The organism is Variovorax brevis (assembly GCF_030317105.1).
Classification (GTDB): domain Bacteria; phylum Pseudomonadota; class Gammaproteobacteria; order Burkholderiales; family Burkholderiaceae_C; genus Variovorax; species Variovorax brevis.
In genome coordinates this window covers 731,270-746,874 of sequence record NZ_JASZYG010000003.1, presented here as the reverse complement: position 1 = coordinate 746,874, position 15,605 = coordinate 731,270, and the positions used below count along the sequence as shown (strand labels likewise).

Annotated in this window: 20 protein-coding genes; 13 read left to right on the top strand and 7 right to left on the bottom strand. The window is 64.2% G+C overall.

The window, feature by feature from the left end; genetic code table 11:
* Positions 1–102: 102 nt before the first annotated feature.
* The 12 genes from QTI66_RS12340 to QTI66_RS12285 all read left to right on the top strand — a co-directional run bounded on the left by QTI66_RS12340 (position 103) and on the right by QTI66_RS12285 (position 10,677).
* Positions 103–651, top strand: a complete 549-nt coding sequence (locus QTI66_RS12340) for a ubiquinone biosynthesis accessory factor UbiJ (RefSeq protein WP_286559823.1) — start codon at positions 103–105, stop codon at positions 649–651.
* Positions 648–2,216: a ubiquinone biosynthesis regulatory protein kinase UbiB gene (ubiB, locus tag QTI66_RS12335; RefSeq protein WP_286559822.1), complete on the top strand. Its 1,569-nt coding sequence runs from the start codon at positions 648–650 to the stop codon at positions 2,214–2,216. The genes QTI66_RS12340 and ubiB overlap by 4 nt, the downstream gene beginning before the upstream one ends.
* 33 nt (positions 2,217–2,249) lie before the next feature.
* Positions 2,250–3,698, top strand: coding sequence for a high affinity choline transporter 1 (locus QTI66_RS12330; RefSeq protein ID WP_286559820.1), 1,449 nt, complete (start codon positions 2,250–2,252; stop codon positions 3,696–3,698).
* Positions 3,699–3,778: 80 nt separating this feature from the next.
* Positions 3,779–4,132, top strand: coding sequence for an FmdB family zinc ribbon protein (locus tag QTI66_RS12325; protein WP_286559819.1), 354 nt, complete (start codon positions 3,779–3,781; stop codon positions 4,130–4,132).
* A gap of 12 nt (positions 4,133–4,144) precedes the next feature.
* Positions 4,145–4,762 carry a DUF502 domain-containing protein gene (locus QTI66_RS12320; RefSeq protein WP_286559817.1) on the top strand — a complete coding sequence of 206 codons (618 nt, stop codon included), beginning with the start codon at positions 4,145–4,147 and terminating at the stop codon, positions 4,760–4,762.
* 55 nt (positions 4,763–4,817) lie between these two features.
* Positions 4,818–6,629, top strand: coding sequence for an aspartate--tRNA ligase (aspS, locus tag QTI66_RS12315; RefSeq protein WP_286559811.1), 1,812 nt, complete (start codon positions 4,818–4,820; stop codon positions 6,627–6,629).
* A 7-nt stretch (positions 6,630–6,636) separates the two neighbouring features.
* Entirely contained in the window at positions 6,637–7,110 is a 474-nt protein-coding gene (gene nudB / locus QTI66_RS12310) for a dihydroneopterin triphosphate diphosphatase (RefSeq protein ID WP_286559809.1), read from the top strand.
* The gene (locus QTI66_RS12305; protein ID WP_286559808.1) at positions 7,107–7,859 is read left to right on the top strand and encodes an endonuclease/exonuclease/phosphatase family protein; all 753 of its coding nucleotides are present in this window, start codon (positions 7,107–7,109) and stop codon (positions 7,857–7,859) included. The genes nudB and QTI66_RS12305 overlap by 4 nt, the downstream gene beginning before the upstream one ends.
* Positions 7,860–7,933: 74 nt before the next feature.
* On the top strand, positions 7,934–8,668 hold the full coding sequence (gene folE / locus QTI66_RS12300; RefSeq protein ID WP_286559806.1) for a GTP cyclohydrolase I: 735 nt from the start codon (positions 7,934–7,936) through the stop codon (positions 8,666–8,668).
* 90 nt (positions 8,669–8,758) lie between these two features.
* Positions 8,759–9,181: a BLUF domain-containing protein gene (locus QTI66_RS12295; RefSeq protein WP_286559804.1), complete on the top strand. Its 423-nt coding sequence runs from the start codon at positions 8,759–8,761 to the stop codon at positions 9,179–9,181.
* Between the two features lie 84 nt (positions 9,182–9,265).
* The gene (locus QTI66_RS12290) at positions 9,266–10,093 is read left to right on the top strand and encodes a DUF429 domain-containing protein (protein WP_286559801.1); all 828 of its coding nucleotides are present in this window, start codon (positions 9,266–9,268) and stop codon (positions 10,091–10,093) included.
* Positions 10,094–10,182: 89 nt separating this feature from the next.
* Positions 10,183–10,677: a BON domain-containing protein gene (locus tag QTI66_RS12285; RefSeq protein WP_286559799.1), complete on the top strand. Its 495-nt coding sequence runs from the start codon at positions 10,183–10,185 to the stop codon at positions 10,675–10,677.
* 89 nt (positions 10,678–10,766) lie between these two features.
* Here the strand turns inward: QTI66_RS12285 and QTI66_RS12280 are convergent, their stop codons facing one another.
* The 6 genes from QTI66_RS12280 to QTI66_RS12255 all read right to left on the bottom strand — a co-directional run bounded on the left by QTI66_RS12280 (position 10,767) and on the right by QTI66_RS12255 (position 14,261).
* Positions 10,767–11,309: a ferritin-like domain-containing protein gene (locus QTI66_RS12280; RefSeq protein WP_286559797.1), complete on the bottom strand. Its 543-nt coding sequence runs from the start codon at positions 11,307–11,309 to the stop codon at positions 10,767–10,769.
* Positions 11,306–11,749 (bottom strand): hypothetical protein, encoded by a 444-nt coding sequence (locus tag QTI66_RS12275; RefSeq protein WP_286559796.1) that lies wholly within the window; start codon positions 11,747–11,749, stop codon positions 11,306–11,308. The genes QTI66_RS12280 and QTI66_RS12275 overlap by 4 nt, the downstream gene beginning before the upstream one ends.
* A complete protein-coding gene (locus QTI66_RS12270) occupies positions 11,739–12,119 on the bottom strand; it encodes a phage holin family protein (RefSeq protein WP_286559795.1) in 381 nt (126 codons plus the stop codon). The genes QTI66_RS12275 and QTI66_RS12270 overlap by 11 nt, the downstream gene beginning before the upstream one ends.
* A gap of 32 nt (positions 12,120–12,151) precedes the next feature.
* The gene (locus tag QTI66_RS12265; protein WP_286559794.1) at positions 12,152–12,529 is read right to left on the bottom strand and encodes a hypothetical protein; all 378 of its coding nucleotides are present in this window, start codon (positions 12,527–12,529) and stop codon (positions 12,152–12,154) included.
* A gap of 57 nt (positions 12,530–12,586) precedes the next feature.
* Positions 12,587–12,751: a DUF1328 domain-containing protein gene (locus QTI66_RS12260; RefSeq protein ID WP_286559792.1), complete on the bottom strand. Its 165-nt coding sequence runs from the start codon at positions 12,749–12,751 to the stop codon at positions 12,587–12,589.
* 193 nt (positions 12,752–12,944) lie between these two features.
* A complete protein-coding gene (locus QTI66_RS12255) occupies positions 12,945–14,261 on the bottom strand; it encodes a CHASE3 domain-containing protein (RefSeq protein ID WP_286559990.1) in 1,317 nt (438 codons plus the stop codon).
* A gap of 134 nt (positions 14,262–14,395) precedes the next feature.
* Between QTI66_RS12255 and QTI66_RS12250 the strand changes: the two genes are divergently transcribed.
* Positions 14,396–15,028, top strand: coding sequence for a response regulator (locus QTI66_RS12250; RefSeq protein ID WP_286559791.1), 633 nt, complete (start codon positions 14,396–14,398; stop codon positions 15,026–15,028).
* 31 nt (positions 15,029–15,059) lie between these two features.
* On the opposite strand, the gene QTI66_RS12245 is transcribed toward QTI66_RS12250, so the two are convergent.
* Positions 15,060–15,467, bottom strand: coding sequence for a response regulator (locus QTI66_RS12245; protein ID WP_286559790.1), 408 nt, complete (start codon positions 15,465–15,467; stop codon positions 15,060–15,062).
* Between the last annotated feature and the right edge of the window lie 138 nt (positions 15,468–15,605).

The following is a 15,605-nucleotide window of genomic DNA, read 5'->3' as shown; positions in this document are numbered from 1 at the left end:
CGGCCCGCGCCGCCGCACACGCTCGCCTCGCCCGACGGCAAAGTGCAGGCGTTCGGGGGCGACCGGGGTTTGACAGGTGCCGGCGCGCAGGATAATGGGGACATGGCTACACCATCGTCCCCATTTGCTTTTCTAGACGACCTGTTCAACAAGATCGGGTCTCGGCTGCAGCCGCCAGCCTGGGCGATTCACGAGATCCAGCACCGCGCGGTGCTCTTCATCAACCATGTCTTGCAGCAGGAGCCCGAGGCGCAGCAGCGCCTCATGCGCCAGCAGGGGCGGGTGGTCGAAGTCAAGTGGCGCTTCATCGTGGTTCGCGTCATCGCCACGCCGGCCGGCCTCCTGGACCTTGCGCCGGAAAACGCCAGCCCTGATCTCACCCTGACCGTCACCGAGGAGTCCCCTTTCGGACTGGCCCAGGCCACGCTTCGCGGCGACAAGCCATCGGTGCAGATCGTCGGCGACGTGCAGCTCGCCGCCGAGGTGAACTGGCTGGTCGACCACGTACGCTGGGATGTGGAGGACGACCTGGCCCGCCTGATCGGTGACGTGCCCGCCCACGCCATCGGCAACGGTGCGCGCAAGGTGGTCGGCGCGCTGCGGCAGTTCATCGACAAGGCGGCCCGCTCCGGTCCGGCCAAGTCCGAATGAGGCGCTTTTATCGCGGCGCCTTCATTGTCCTGGTCGCGCTTCGCTTCGGCCTGGACGAGCTCGTTCTCACCAGTTTCCAGAAGCCGTGGCTGCGCGTGGTGGCGCGTATCGTCTCGTTCGGCCGCAAGCTCGACGCCCCACGGGGGCAGCGCCTGCGCGAGGCGCTGGAGCGGCTGGGACCGATCTTCGTCAAGTTCGGCCAGGTGCTGTCGACCCGGCGCGACCTGTTGCCCGCCGACCTGGCGGACGAACTGGCCTGGCTGCAGGATCGCGTCCCGCCCTTCGATTCGTCGGTCGCCATGGCGACCATCGAGCGGGCCTTCCATCGGCCGGTGAGCGAGATCTTCGAGCAGTTCGACGAAGTGCCCATCGCCAGTGCCTCGATCGCGCAGGTGCACTTCGCGACCATGCGCATGCCCAACGGTGTACTGCGCGACGTCGCGGTCAAGGTGCTGCGCCCCGGCATGCGCAACGTCATCGAGAAAGACCTGGCGCTCATGGCCATGATGGCCGGCTGGATCGAGAACCTGTCGGCCGACGGCAAGCGGCTGAAGCCGCGCGAGGTGGTCGCCGAGTTCGACAAGTACCTGCACGACGAGCTGGACCTGGTGCGCGAGGCAGCCAACGCTGCGCAGCTGCGCCGCAACATGAGCCAGCTCAACCTGGTGATGATCCCGGAAATGATCTGGGACTTCTGCCACCCCGAGGTCATCGTGATGGAACGCATGATCGGCGTGCCCATTGCCCAGCTCGACCGCCTGCGCGCGGCCGGCGTGGACATTCCCAAGCTGGCCCGCGACGGCGTCACGATCTTCTTCACGCAGGTGTTTCGCGACGGCTTCTTCCATGCCGACATGCACCCGGGCAACATCCAGGTCAGCCTCGCACCAGCGACTTTCGGGCGCTACATCTCGCTGGACTTCGGCATCATCGGCACGCTCACCGAGGTCGACAAGGAGTATCTCGCGCAGAACTTCGCGGCGTTTTTCCGCCGCGACTACAAGCGCGTGGCCGAACTTCACCTGGAAAGCGGCTGGGTGCCGGTGGGCACGCGCATCGACGAGCTGGAAGCCGCCATTCGCACGGTGTGCGAACCGTACTTCGACCGGCCGCTCAAGGAGATCTCGCTGGGCATGGTGCTGATGCGCCTCTTCCAGACCTCGCGCCGCTTCCAGGTCGAGATCCAGCCGCAGCTCGTGTTGCTGCAGAAAACCCTTCTCAACATCGAGGGTTTGGGGCGCCAGCTCGATCCCGATCTCGACCTGTGGGCGACCGCGAAGCCCTTCCTGGAAAAGTGGATGGTCGACCAGTTGGGGCCGCGCAAGCTGCTGGAGCAACTGCGTGCCGAGGCGCCGCGCTTTGCCAAGCTGCTGCCCCAACTGCCGAGGTTGCTGCACGACTACCTGGAACACCGGCCGGCCGACCACCGGAAGGAACTGGTGGAATTGCTGGCGGCTCAAAAGCGCACCAACAAGCTGCTACAGGCCATCATCTACGGTGGCATAGGATTTGTATTGGGACTGATCGTGATGCAGGTGCTCGTTCGTGTGCGCGTGTTGTTCTAGTACCCGCCCAGAAGTGAAAAGAGGAGATTTTTCGTGCTGCTGACTTTGGTCATCGTCTATTTGCTGGTCACCATCGCGATCGGCCTCTACGCCGCCCGCCGGGTGAAAAACACAACGGACTTCGCCATCGCCGGGCGCCATTTGCCGCTCTACATGATCGTCACGACGACCTTCGCCACCTGGTTCGGCTCGGAAACGGTGCTGGGCATTCCGGCCAAGTTCATCGACGGGGGGCTGCACGGCGTCATCGAGGATCCGTTCGGCGCGGGAACCTGCCTGATCCTGGTGGGCCTCTTCTTCGCGGGCAAGCTCTATCGCATGACGCTGCTCACCATCAGCGACTACTACCGTGAGCGCTACGGGCGCACGGTGGAGGTGGCGTGCTCGCTCATCATCATGCTGAGCTACCTGGGCTGGGTGTCGGCGCAGGTCACGGCCCTGGGCCTGGTGTTCAACGTGCTGTCGGCGGGCGCCATCAGCGTGTCGATGGGCATGGTGATCGGGGTGGTGTCGATCCTGGCGTACACGCTGTTTGGCGGCATGTGGTCGGTGGCGGTGACCGACTTCATCCAGATGATCATCCTGGTGCTCGGCCTGGCCGTGCTGGCCATGTTCGCCGGCAACATGGCCGGCGGCGCGGACAAGGTGATCGCGTTCGCGGCCAGCAAGGACCTGTTCCGCTTCTGGCCCGAGCCCACCTTCAAGGACATGATCTTCTTCTTTGCCGCGGCCATCACCATGATGCTCGGCTCCATTCCGCAGCAGGACGTGTTCCAGCGCGTCATGTCGGCCAACAGCACCAAATCGGCCACGCGCGGGCCGGTAATCGGCGGCATTGCCTACATCCTGTTTGCCTTCGTGCCGATGTTCCTCGTGGCCAGTGCTTTGCTCATCATGCCGGAGGAAACCGCGGCCCTGCTCAAGGACGATCCGCAGCGTGTGCTGCCCACGCTGGTGCTCGAAAAGATGCCCTTCGTGATGCAAGTGCTCTTCTTCGGCGCCTTGCTCTCGGCCATCAAATCCACCGCCTCGGCCACCTTGCTGGCGCCCAGCGTGACCTTCACCGAGAACATCTGGCGCCAGTTCCGGCCCGCCGGCTCGGACAAGTCGAACCTCCTGACCATGCGCATCACGGTGCTGCTGTTCAGTGCGGCGGTGCTGGCCTACGCCATCCGCATGCAGGGGACGCCCATCTACGAACTGGTCTCGGGCGCATACCAGGTGCCACTGGTCGGCGCCTTCGTTCCGCTGGTGGCCGGTCTCTATTGGTCGCGTGCGACCACGCAGGGCGCTGTGTTCGCCGTGGTGCTGGGCGTTGGCGTGTGGCTCATCTTCCTCGCGCTGCCGTGGGGCGCCGAGTTTCCGGCTCAACTGGCGGGCGTGCTGGCAGCGTTCGCGGGCATGGTCGTGGGGTCGCTCGCGCCGCAATGGCTGACCAACGTGCGCACGCCACACCGCCCCTTGGCAGTGGACGCGGCGTGAGCACCGTGTTTGGTGGGGCGCCCTTATAATCGAGGGCTTTGCTGGCGGCCGTTCGACCGCCGTTTTCGCCCCCCAATTCAATGCCAATCTACGCCTACAAGTGCGCTGCCTGCGGCCATGCCCAGGACACGCTGCAGAAAATGTCCGATGCGCCGCTGACGGTCTGTCCCGCATGCGGCAAGGCCGCCTACAGCAAGCAGCTCACGGCCGCCGGCTTCCAGCTGAAGGGCTCGGGCTGGTACGTCACCGATTTCCGTGAAGGCGGCAACAAGAAGACGGGCGCCGACAAGCCTGCGTCGGAAACCTCCGGCGACAGCGCTGCGCCCGCCACGCCCGCCTCGGGCGCCGACAGCACGCCGGCATCGGCCCCTGCTGCCGCAGCGCCTGCGGCCACGCCTGCGCCGGCCCCCAGTCCCACGCCCGCCAGCAACTAAAAACAAGATCACATGCTTGCCTTGCGCAAATGGTTGTTCTCCGGCTTGCTGGTGATCGTCCCGCTGGCCATCACGTTGTGGGTACTCGACTGGATCATCGGAACGCTGGACCAAACCCTTTGGCTGCTGCCTTCCGATTGGCAAGTCTGGCTGGTCCAGCACAAGGTTCGCGGCCTGGGCGTGCTGTTCACGCTCGCCATCCTGCTGATCGTGGGGGCCATTGCCAGCAACTTCGTCGGCAAGCGCCTGCTGGGCTGGGGCGACGCGGTGGTGCGGCGCATTCCGGTCGTCCGTTCGATTTATTCCAGCGTCAAGCAGGTTTCGGATACGCTGTTTTCCGAGAACGGCAATGCCTTTCGCACGGCCGTCCTCATCGAATGGCCGCGCCCCGGCGCGTGGACCATTGCCTTCGTGACCGGCACCCCGGGTGGCGATGTGCTGAACTACCTGCACGATGACTACCTGGGTGTCTACGTGCCGACAACGCCGAATCCCACCGGCGGCTATTTCGTGATGCTCAAACGCACCGATTGCATCGAACTCAAGATGAGCGTGGACGAAGCGCTCAAGTACATCGTCTCGATGGGTGTGGTGGTGCCAGGTGGCCCCGCAGCCCTCGAAGCGGCTTAAGACAGACAGTTTTTCAGACAGGAGAAGGCGCCTTCAAGGGCGCCTGCAATCAGCCATGGCCATGCGCTCACACTACTGCGGTCTCGTGACCGATGCCCTGATGGGCCAAACCGTTACCTTGTGCGGATGGGTCAACCGCCGCCGCGACCATGGCGGCGTGATCTTCATCGACGTGCGCGACCGCGAAGGCTACGTGCAGGTGGTGTGCGACCCGGATCGCGCGGCGACCTTTGCGGCGGCCGAAGGCCTGCGCAACGAGTTCTGCGTGCAGGTGACGGGCCTGGTGCGTGCGCGCCCCGAAGGCACGACCAACGACAGCCTCAAGAGCGGCAAGATCGAAGTGCTGGCGCACGAACTCAAGGTGCTGAACCCGTCGGTCACGCCTCCGTTCCTGCTGGACGACGACAACCTCAGCGAAACCACGCGCCTCACGCACCGCGTGCTCGACCTGCGCCGCCCGGCGATGCAGCGCAACATGATGCTGCGCTACAAGGTCACGATGGAAACGCGCAAGTTCCTCGATGCCAACGGCTTCATCGACATCGAGACGCCGATGCTCGGCAAGTCCACGCCCGAAGGCGCGCGCGACTACCTCGTGCCCAGCCGCGTGCATGACGGCAGCTTCTTCGCGCTGCCGCAGTCGCCGCAGCTCTTCAAGCAACTGTTGATGGTCGCGGGCTACGACCGCTACTACCAGATCGTCAAGTGTTTCCGTGACGAAGACCTGCGCGCCGACCGCCAGCCCGAATTCACGCAGATCGACATCGAGACCTCCTTCCTGCCCGAAGAAGAGATCCGGGAGATGTTCGAAGGCATGATCCGCACCGTGTTCCGCAATGCGGCCGGCATCGACCTGCCCGTGTTCCCGACGATGAGCTATGGCGACGCCATGTTCAAGTACGGCTCGGACAAGCCCGACCTGCGCGTCAAGCTCGAGTTCACCGAACTGACCGAACTCATGAAGCGCGTCGAGTTCAAGGTGTTCTCGAACGCCGCCACGATGAAGGGCGGCCGCGTGGTCGCGCTTCGCGTGCCGGGCGGCGGTGCCGAAGGTGGTCTCTCGCGCGGCGAAATCGATGCCTATCAGGAATTCGTCAAGATCTACGGCGCCAAGGGCCTGGCCTACATCAAGGTCAACGACGCCGCGGCCGGCCGCGAGGGCCTGCAAAGCCCGATCGTCAAGAACCTGGACGATGCGGCGCTGGCCGAGATCATCGCCCGCACCGGTGCCCGCAATGGCGACATCCTGTTCTTCGGCGCCGACAAGGAAAAGGTGGTCAACGACGCCATCGGCGCGCTGCGCGTGAAGATCGGCCACAGCGCCTTCGGCAAGAAGGCGGGCCTGTTCGACGACCGCTGGGCGCCGCTGTGGGTGGTCGACTTCCCGATGTTCGAGTTCGACGAGGAGGGACAGCGTTGGTCCGCTGTGCACCATCCATTCACGGCACCGAAGGACGGCCATGAAGACCTCATGGACACGGCGCCCGAGAAGTGCATCGCCAAGGCCTACGACATGGTGCTCAACGGCATTGAGATGGGTGGCGGCTCGGTGCGTATCCACCGCGAGGAAGTGCAGAGCAAGGTGTTCCGCGCGCTGAAGATCAGCGCGGAGGACGCGCAACTCAAGTTCGGCTTCCTGCTGGACGCGCTGCAATACGGCGCGCCCCCGCACGGTGGCATCGCCATCGGCCTGGACCGCCTGGTCATGCTGATGACGGGCGCCGAGTCGATCCGCGACGTGATCGCCTTCCCCAAGACCCAGCGCGCGCAAGACCTGCTCACGCTGGCGCCGAGCCCGGTGGACGAGAAGCAGTTGCGCGAACTGCACATCCGCCTGCGCAACCCGACGCCGGCCGCGCCCGCCTGATGCGGCCATGACGACCGGCGACCGACCCTGGAAAATTCCCGAGTCGGTGCTGGTCGTGATTCACACGCCCGCGCTGGATGTCCTGTTGATCCGGCGCGCCGACGCCAACGATTTCTGGCAGTCGGTTACGGGCAGCAAGGACCGGGTGGACGAGCCACTCGCCCTGACGGCCGCGCGCGAGGTGGCCGAGGAAACCGGTATCGACTGCCGGCCCGGCACGCCACTGGCCGCGGGGCTGCGCGACTGGGGCCTCACGAACATCTACGAGATCTACCCCCGGTGGCGCTCGCGCTACGAGCCCGGCGTCACGCACAACACCGAACATCTGTTCGGCCTTTGCCTGCCCGATCGGTGCACGCCGACGCTCGACCCACGCGAACACACCCACTGGCAATGGCTGCCGTATCGGCAGGCGGCAGACGCGTGTTTTTCGCCTTCCAATGCCGAAGCGATCCTGTTGCTGCCACAATTTACGCAATGAGTTCTGCAGGCAACCTACGCGTCGCGACCTACAACATCCACAAGGGCGTCCAGGGCCTCGGCCCGACGCGCCGGCTGGAAATCCACAACCTCGGCCACGCCATCGAACAGCTCGATGCGGACATCATCTGCCTGCAGGAAGTGCGCAAGATGAACCGCAAGGCCGCCGAGCGCTTCGAGCGCTGGCCCGACTTGCCGCAGGCGGACTTCCTGGCGCCCGAGGGCTACACGGCCGTGTACGAAACCAATGCGATCACCCGGCACGGCGAGCACGGCAATGCGTTGCTGACGCGCTGGCCGGTGCTGCACCAGAGCCACCGCGACATCTCGGACCATCGCTTCGAGCAGCGCGGCTTGCTGCACACCGTCATCGATGTCGATGGCTCGCCGGTCCATGCCATCGTGCTGCACCTTGGCCTCATCAAAGGCAGCCGCGTGCGGCAGATCGGGCTGGTGCGCGAATTCGTCGAGCACGAGATTCCCGCCAATGAACGCCTGATCGTTGCCGGCGATTTCAACGACTGGGGCGCGCGCATGCGCTACGCCATGAACGCGATGGGCCTGCGCGATTCCAGCGACCTGCGCGGGCCGCGCACCTTGACCTATCCGTCGCGGATGCCCGTGACGCAGCTCGACTTCATCTACGGGCGCCACCTCAAGCCGCTGGATTGCACCGTGCCCCGCGGACCGGTCTGGGCGCGCATGTCGGATCACTTGCCGCTCGTCACAGACTTTTCGCTATTGAATTGATAGCATCAACGCAAGCCTGCAAAGGGATTCCAGCACGGTATGGCCGGGCTTGTATTCACTGATACGATGCGCGCATGCTGACGAAAACCGCTGCCAAGCAGCTGCCCGACGATGCGGGCGGCGATGCCGAGGGCACCCCAGTTTCCGTGAAGATCCGCGAGCGGCTCCTGGCCGCCCGCAAGCGCTTCAACGCGAACGACAACATCGCTGAATTCATCCGTCCTGGCGAGCTTGAAGCCCTGCTCGACGAGGTGGAGCACAAGATGCACGGCGTGCTCGAAAGCCTGGTCATCGACCTCAAGAACGACCACAACACCGGCAAGACCGCGCGCCGCGTTGCCAAGATGTATGTCAATGAGGTGTTCAGGGGACGCTACGTGGCGCCGCCTCCGCTCACGGAATTCCCCAACGCGGAGCATCTCAACGAGCTGATGATCGTCGGGCCGATCACCGTGCGCAGCGCCTGCTCGCACCACTTTTGCCCGATCATCGGCAAGCTGTGGATCGGCGTGATGCCCAACGAGCACACCAACGTCATCGGCTTGTCGAAGTATGCGCGCCTGGCCGAGTGGGTCATGGGGCGCCCCCAGATCCAGGAAGAGGCCGTCGTGCAACTGGCCGACCTCATCCAGGAAAAGACCCAGCCCGACGGCCTCGCGCTCGTGGTCGAAGCCGAGCACTTCTGCATGCAGTGGCGCGGCGTGAAGGAAATGGACAGCAAGATGATCAACTCGGTCATGCGCGGTGCGTTCCTCAAGGACTCTTCATTGCGTCGCGAATTCCTGTCCCTCCTGCCCCGGAAAGGCTGACGATGGCCCCCACGCTCCGTCTCTTCGTGTACCCGCTGCCCCCCGAGGGGGCGCAGGCCTCCCTTGGGGCGGCCCGGCAGGAGGCCTGACATGCTCGTCCGTCTGCTTTACGCCAGCCGCGCTGTGGATTCAAGTCCTCCCGCCATCGAGGCCATCCTGGCGCAGGCGCGTGCCCACAACACGTCGTGCGGCATCACCGGCATCCTCTGCCATGGCGGCGGTGTGTTCCTGCAAGCCATCGAAGGCGGACGCGCCACGGTCAGCGAACTGTATGGCCACATTCAGCGCGACGCCCGCCACAAGGACGTCGTGCTGTTGCACTACGAAGAAATCTCCGAGCGCCGCTTCGGCGGCTGGACGATGGGTCAGGTCAACCTGACCAAGGTGCATTCCTCCATCCTGCTGCGCTATTCGGAGCGGCCCGAGCTGGACCCGTATGCGGTGTCCGGCAAGGTGTCGCTGGCGCTCCTGGAAGAGCTGATGGCCACGGCCGCGATCGTCGGTCGAGCCTGATCTTGCGCACGAGCCATCGGGTGTCTCGCGTGACGGGTACCGCGTCGGTCTTCGCCGGACCCGCGCGGGACTGAGCCGGAGCCGATGCAACTGCTCATTGGTTGCGACTTCTCGAGCGCGCCTTCGCAGCGCAAGAACATCGTCGTGGCCACCGGCGTGCTGTCAGGGCAACGCGTCGTGGTCTCGTCCTTGCGCAGGTTTTCCACGCTGGACGACTGGGGCGCGTGGTTGCGCGCGACGCCTTCGTGGGTGGGGGCTTTCGATTTTCCCTTCGGGCTGCCGCGCGAACTGGTCGAGCATCTTGGCTGGCCGAAGCTGTGGCCGGCGCTGATCGACCACTACGCGGCATTGAGCCGCGCCGAGATCCAGCGCACGTTTGCGGCGTTCTGCGCAGCAAGGCCCGCGGGCCGGAAGTTCGCGCACCGGGCCACCGACGGACCGGCCGATTCGAGCCCATCGATGAAATGGGTCAATCCGCCGGTCGCGTACATGCTGCACGCCGGGGTGCCGCGACTCATGGCGGCGCAGGCCTCGTTTCCCGGATTGCATGAACCTCATCCGCAAAGTGCAAGGGTGGCCCTCGAAGGCTATCCGGGCATGCTGGCGCGGGAAGTGATCGGCCGTCGCAGCTACAAGAGCGACGACACCAGCCAGCAGACCGATGCCCGTCGCCGTGCACGCCAGGACTTGCTGGCGGAACTGGAGCGCGGCGCCACGCGATTGGCGCTCAGCCTGACCCTCACGGACAGCCTGCGCCTGGAACTCGTCTCCGATGCAAGGGGCGACGGTCTCGACGCCGTGCTGTGCCTCCTGCAGGCCGCCTGGGGCGTGCAGCGCGCCGGCAATGGCCCGCCGGGTTACGGCCTGCCTGCGAACATGGATCCGCTGGAAGGCTGGATCGTCACGGCCTGAAATCCTGTCCTACACGCATTTGCGGCGCCCATGAGACGCCCGGGAAGGCCGTGCCGCTCTAGATTGAGATCTCTTAGAAGGAGATCGACATGAACGAAATGAAACCAATCCACGCAATGGGCTCGCGCGCCTGGTGGGCCGTTGCGTTGGTGGGAGCTGCCCTGACCCTGACGGCCTGTGACAAGGCCGACAACCGCACGGCCGGTGAAAAGGTGGATTCCGCCATCGCCAAGACGGAGAAGGCAGCCAACGACGCCAAGGACAAGACGGAACAGATGGCCAGCGATGCCAAGGCCAAGATGGAGTCGTCCGGCGCAACGGCGAAGGTGACGGAAGCCGTCAAGGACGCCGGTGCGGCCGTTTCCGGCGCCGCGGATGACGCGACCATCACGGCGGCGGTGTCCTCGCGACTCGCCAAGGACCCGGACCTGAGCGCCATCAAGATCGACGTCGACACCAAGGCGGGCAATGTGACACTCACCGGCCCTGCGCCGACCGCCGCGGCCAAGTCGCGCGCCGAAGAGATCGCCAAGAACGTCAAGGGCGTGAGCTCGGTCGACAACAAGCTCGACGTAAAGATGTAGGCGACTGCGCCGCCCAATGGAAAAAGCCCCGGTGTCCGGGGCTTTTTTCTTTGCTGCACCCGCTCGTACGGTGCGGGCCAGGGCAGGGCTCAGTGGCCCAGCCAGTCCTTCAGTTCGTCAGCATGCTCTTCCTCGTCGGTAAGGATTTCCTCGAGCATGCGCCGTGTCGTCGGATCCTTGTCGCCGATGAGGTTGATCATCTGCCGATACGTCTCGACCGCGATGCGTTCGGCCACCAGATTGGCCCGCACCATGGCCTGGAGGTCGGTGGATTCGTCGTATTTCGCGTGGCTGCGTTCCAGCAGTGTCGACGGAGAAAAGTCCGGCTCACCGCCGAGCTGCACGATGCGTTCGGCAATCTTGTCTGCGTGCGCGGATTCCTCGTTGGCGTGAACCAGGAACTCATCTGCGATCGGCGGCGACTGCACGCCACTGGCGGTGAAATAGTGGCGCTTGTAGCGCAGGATGCATACGAGCTCGGTCGCCAGCGCATCGTTGAGGAGCTTGACGATGTCGTCGCGCCACGGCCCGTAGCTCGGCGTCACGGCGCCGTCGTCGAGGCTCTTGGCTGCAGCGTCGATGGCGCCCTGGTCCAGTCGAAGGTGGGTGTCTGATTTTTGAATTGTCATCATGGGTCCTTTCGTGGGGGAGATTCGCGATGCATGAGCGTGGTGACCACGCCTGCAACGTCAGAAGTCTTGAGGATGGTGGCCAGTACCGCCGTGATGGAAATCAGGCGCCACGGCCGCACCAGCACGATCAGCGCACCCACCGCGGCCGCTGCCGCGACCACCTTGACCGGCTCCTGCCGCGCATAGCGCTCCAGCGCTGGCAAAGCCAGATGACCCACGGCGTTGGCGGGATGGTTCTGCCACCAGCGCTTCACGACCTTGCGGGCCACCGGCAGCCACACCGCGCCATTGAGGCCCGGTGAGTGTGATGACTTGAGACGCGGGCGGTAGGGAGCGGCTTCTTCCTCCTCCACCACTCCGCCATTGAGCTGCTCGACCAACGCGCGACGCGACATGGCCAGGCGCTGCTGCGCGGTCAAGACCAATGGATCAACGGCCACGGTGTTCTCCCGCAATCTGCAGGGCGCGCACGTCGGCATCGAGCTGCGCGCGCAAGTCTTCGAATCCATGGCTTTGCGTCGGACGGGAGGCGACGTAGGCCGCCACCGCCGCCACGAGGACGGCGACTGCGGGCACGATCACCAATACCCAGTTGAAGCTCCCGTGGAGCACGCCGAGCATGACGGCGACGCCGATCAGCCCAAACGCCATCAGGGCACTGATCACCGCCAGCACGCCGGCAATGATCCGTTGGACCAACCCGCGTCCGGCTTCCCCGGCTTCTTCCTTCACCAGCGCGACGTAGTTCGCGAGGTGATTCGCCACCAGTTCCGGGTGCCCGAGCACCGTTGAATAAAGAGGATGCAGCATGGTGCTTCGGGCGATCCGGATCTTGACCCGGATCAGTAGTCGTCGCGGCGGCGAGCCGCCAGGACGATCAAGGCCGTAATGGCTGCGCCGGCGGCCGCGGCCACCAGCACGGAGCGGACCGGCTGGTCGGCGATATAGCGGCCCGTCACGTCGGCGGCCTGCTCGAAGCGGCGCTGGGCACGTGCGCCTGTCTTGGTGGCGGAGTCAAGACCGCGTTGCACCGCTTGCTGGACGCGGGCCGCAATCTGCTCGACGGCCGGTTCCATGTCGCGGCGAAGGTCGCGGACCTTTTCGCCGGCGGCATTGACGGCGTTCTGTGCATAGGCGCGGGTCGTTTCCACCGCGTCATTGGCGGTGTTGCGGGCGTCGTCGGCCAGTTGCGCAGCCGTCTTGGAGGTGGTCGTGTTCATGTCGCTTCCCTTTCAAAAATCAAAAAATGAAACCTTGAGTTGCTGATCGTAGCGGCGCTAGCTGCGCCGCAGCAAGCTTGCAATGAAGCCCGCAATGGCAAGCACGGCAAAGATGAAGAACAGGACCTTCGCAATACCCACCGCGCTTGCGGCAATGCCACCGAATCCGAACACCGCCGCGATCAGCGCGATGATGAGAAATACGACTGCGTAGTGCAACATGATGAGCTCCTTGGAGATGCCTCGTTGTTGATCGACTTGCCCGCTGGTTTCATTGCGAACCGGCTTGATGAGGACCTTAAGGGCCGGCGTTCAGCGACCCTGTCAGCAGGCGGGGCTCGGGGGCGTAGGAGAGGAGCGAATTGCCGCGCGGCCCCTTGAAGAGCCGGCAACACGGCAGGCGATCAACAGCCAGTTAAGGCGTGACGATCGGCAGCATGGCGGCCAGCAGCGTGCCGTTGCCCGGCGTGGAAGACACGCTCAGTTTTCCATGCGCGGCTTCCACGCGGTGCCGCATGCCCGCCAGCCCGTGCGTGGCCGGGCGCATATGGCGAGGATCGAAGCCCTTGCCGTTGTCGGCCACTTCCACCTGCACGTGATTGCCGTAGTTCTTCAGCACGATCGTCGCTTCGGAGGCTTCGGCGTATTTGCCGATGTTCGTCAATCCCTCTTGCACCATGCGGTAGATGGTCAGTTGGCGGCCCTCGTCCAGCGTGACGGGCTCCAGCGCCATCTCGACCTGCACGCCGGCACGCTCCGCAAACTCGCGCCCAAGAATCTCCAGCGAGGCCACGAGGCCCAGGTTGGAGAGCGACGAAGGACGCAGGTCTTCGATGATGCGGCGCTTCAGCGCAATGCCGCTGTTGAGCAGTTCGATCAGATGCTGCAGCCGCTGGATGGCATCGGGCGAATCCGCGAGCCTGGATTTGAGGCGTGCGACGTCCAGCTTGGCCGCGGTGAGCAGTGAACCCAGTTCGTCGTGCAGCTCGCGCGCCAGAAATCCGCGCTCGGTTTCTCGCACTTCCTGCAAGTGCGTGGCCAGTTCGGCGAGGTTCGCGGTTCGTTCCCTCACTTCGCCTTCGAGTGCGTTGCGTTCGCGCTCCAGCGCCGCCTGCTGCCGCTCGCCCGCCGTGCGCAGCTGGTACGTCTGGCGCAGGTAAAGATAGAAGGCCAGCATGCCGGCCAGCGCGACCAACCCGATGCCCAGGCGCGCCATGCGCAGCGACTGGGCAATCTGCAGCTGGCCGGCGCGCAGCGACTGGTTGCTCAACTCCACCAGCCCGTTCGCCTCGGCGCGGATCGCGGCCATTTCCTCCCGGCCCACGTCGGTGGTCATGACGAACTTCCACGCGTCGTCGTTGCCGCTTTCGCGCAGTCGCACGCTCATGTCCATTTCAGCGAGCTTGCGCGTGACGTGGTTGGTGAGCTGCAACAGGCGTGCGCTCTCCGCGGGTTTGTCTGCGTAGAGCTTGCGCAAGGTGGCGAAATGGCTGTCGATCTGCTTGACCGCCACGTCGTAGGGTTCGCGATAGCGCGCCTCGCCTGTCAAGAGGAATCCGCGTTGCCCAGTCTCCGCGTCCAGCACGTTCTGCAGCAGCGAATTGAGAACCAATCTCACGTCCTGCGCTTCACCCACTTCGGCCAACGCCCGGGTGGATTGCCGATACCCCGCCTCATTGATGCCCACGAGTACCAACGCTGCCAGCATGGCCAGTCCGAGCCCCAGCGACATGGGTGGAAAGGCCAACCAACGTTTGAGGCGTTGGCCGACGGCGCGAAGTTCAAATTCGTCAATAATTGTCATAGACCCAGGGTGGCCCGCAGGGAAACGTGCAGCGGCATGCAGAAAGTTGACGAAGGTACAAGATGATCAAAATTGGAATTGTGGACGACCATGCGATCGTGCGTTCCGGCTTGCGCCAGTTTTTCTCGGAACACGTCGATCTGCGCGTGGTGGGCGAAGCGGCGAGCGGGCGTGAGGCGATCGAACTGGTGCGCACGACCGAACTCGATGTGCTGGTGATGGATCTTTCGATGCCGGGCCAAAGCGGCATTGACGCGTTGGCGATGATTCGCGCCAAAGCGCCTGACGTCGGCATCCTGATTCTCAGCGGCTATCCCGAAGAGCACTACGCGATGAACCTGATTCGCCAAGGCGCGAGCGGTTACCTCAACAAGGAGTGCGATCCCATCGAGATCGTGAACGCGATTCGCACGATCTCGCTGGGCCGTCGCTACATCACGCCGACCGTGGCCGAACTTCTGGCCCGTCAACTGGACCGCAAGGACGATGCAGCGCCGCACGAACAGTTGTCGGAACGCGAATTCCAGGTGTTCCTGAAACTGGCCAAGGGCGAAACCGCCGGCGACATTGCCAAGACGCTGTCCCTGTCGGTGAAGACGGTGAGCACCTATCGCACGCGGCTGATGGAGAAGATGAATCTTTCCTCCAACAGCGACCTCACGTACTACGCGCTGAAGAACAAGCTGATCGACTGATCGGCTTTGCAAAGGAACGGCGTGTGCCGGCTCAGGCTTGGCCAGCGGCCGCGCCTGCTTGCTCGGTGGCCATCGCGACACAGAAATCCACCAACGCATCAATTTCGTTGGACTTGTCGAACACCGCATCGGCGCCCAACTGCGAGCAGCGCGTGCGAATGTCGGGCGTGGCGTAGTTGCTCAGCACCACGACCTTTTGCGTGCTGCGCCGGGAGGCGCACTCCTGCAACACGCCCAGTCCGCTGCCCTGTTTGAGGAACAGGTCGACGATGGCGAGTTGCCATTCATCGTTGTGCTCGGTCAGCCAAAGCTTTGCATCGGCCTCGGTCTCGGCAAAGCCCACGGTGGACACACGCGACAACTCCTCGAGCGTGCCAACCAGGTTTTCTCGGATAGTGAGGTTGTCTTCGACGATATAGGTTTTTAATTTGGGCTTCATGTCGAAACGACTGCTCTCGTCGCGGCAAACCTTGCCATCAAGATGAACGGCCAACGAGAGCCTGGGCCCAAGTTTAGGGTTTGGCGCACTGACAACGTGCAAGTTAGCAGTGGTTAACGTTGTAGGAACAATCTGACG

Excerpts from the sequence above, each read along its gene's own strand:
- QTI66_RS12245 (WP_286559790.1), bottom strand. The coding sequence starts at position 15,467 with ATGAAGCCCAAATTAAAAACCTATATCGTCGAAGACAACCTCACTATC.
- aspS (WP_286559811.1), top strand. The coding sequence starts at position 4,818 with ATGGCCATGCGCTCACACTACTGCGGTCTCGTGACCGATGCCCTGATG.
- QTI66_RS12265 (WP_286559794.1), bottom strand. The coding sequence starts at position 12,529 with ATGAACACGACCACCTCCAAGACGGCTGCGCAACTGGCCGACGACGCC.
- QTI66_RS12295 (WP_286559804.1), top strand. The coding sequence starts at position 8,759 with ATGCTCGTCCGTCTGCTTTACGCCAGCCGCGCTGTGGATTCAAGTCCT.
- QTI66_RS12270 (WP_286559795.1), bottom strand. The coding sequence starts at position 12,119 with ATGCTGCATCCTCTTTATTCAACGGTGCTCGGGCACCCGGAACTGGTG.
- QTI66_RS12260 (WP_286559792.1), bottom strand. The coding sequence starts at position 12,751 with ATGTTGCACTACGCAGTCGTATTTCTCATCATCGCGCTGATCGCGGCG.
- QTI66_RS12320 (WP_286559817.1), top strand. The coding sequence starts at position 4,145 with ATGCTTGCCTTGCGCAAATGGTTGTTCTCCGGCTTGCTGGTGATCGTC.
- QTI66_RS12255 (WP_286559990.1), bottom strand. The coding sequence starts at position 14,261 with ATGTCGCTGGGGCTCGGACTGGCCATGCTGGCAGCGTTGGTACTCGTG.
- QTI66_RS12325 (WP_286559819.1), top strand. The coding sequence starts at position 3,779 with ATGCCAATCTACGCCTACAAGTGCGCTGCCTGCGGCCATGCCCAGGAC.
- nudB (WP_286559809.1), top strand. The coding sequence starts at position 6,637 with ATGACGACCGGCGACCGACCCTGGAAAATTCCCGAGTCGGTGCTGGTC.
- ubiB (WP_286559822.1), top strand. The coding sequence starts at position 648 with ATGAGGCGCTTTTATCGCGGCGCCTTCATTGTCCTGGTCGCGCTTCGC.
- QTI66_RS12250 (WP_286559791.1), top strand. The coding sequence starts at position 14,396 with ATGATCAAAATTGGAATTGTGGACGACCATGCGATCGTGCGTTCCGGC.
- folE (WP_286559806.1), top strand. The coding sequence starts at position 7,934 with ATGCTGACGAAAACCGCTGCCAAGCAGCTGCCCGACGATGCGGGCGGC.
- QTI66_RS12305 (WP_286559808.1), top strand. The coding sequence starts at position 7,107 with ATGAGTTCTGCAGGCAACCTACGCGTCGCGACCTACAACATCCACAAG.
- QTI66_RS12340 (WP_286559823.1), top strand. The coding sequence starts at position 103 with ATGGCTACACCATCGTCCCCATTTGCTTTTCTAGACGACCTGTTCAAC.
- QTI66_RS12290 (WP_286559801.1), top strand. The coding sequence starts at position 9,266 with ATGCAACTGCTCATTGGTTGCGACTTCTCGAGCGCGCCTTCGCAGCGC.
- QTI66_RS12280 (WP_286559797.1), bottom strand. The coding sequence starts at position 11,309 with ATGATGACAATTCAAAAATCAGACACCCACCTTCGACTGGACCAGGGC.
- QTI66_RS12285 (WP_286559799.1), top strand. The coding sequence starts at position 10,183 with ATGAACGAAATGAAACCAATCCACGCAATGGGCTCGCGCGCCTGGTGG.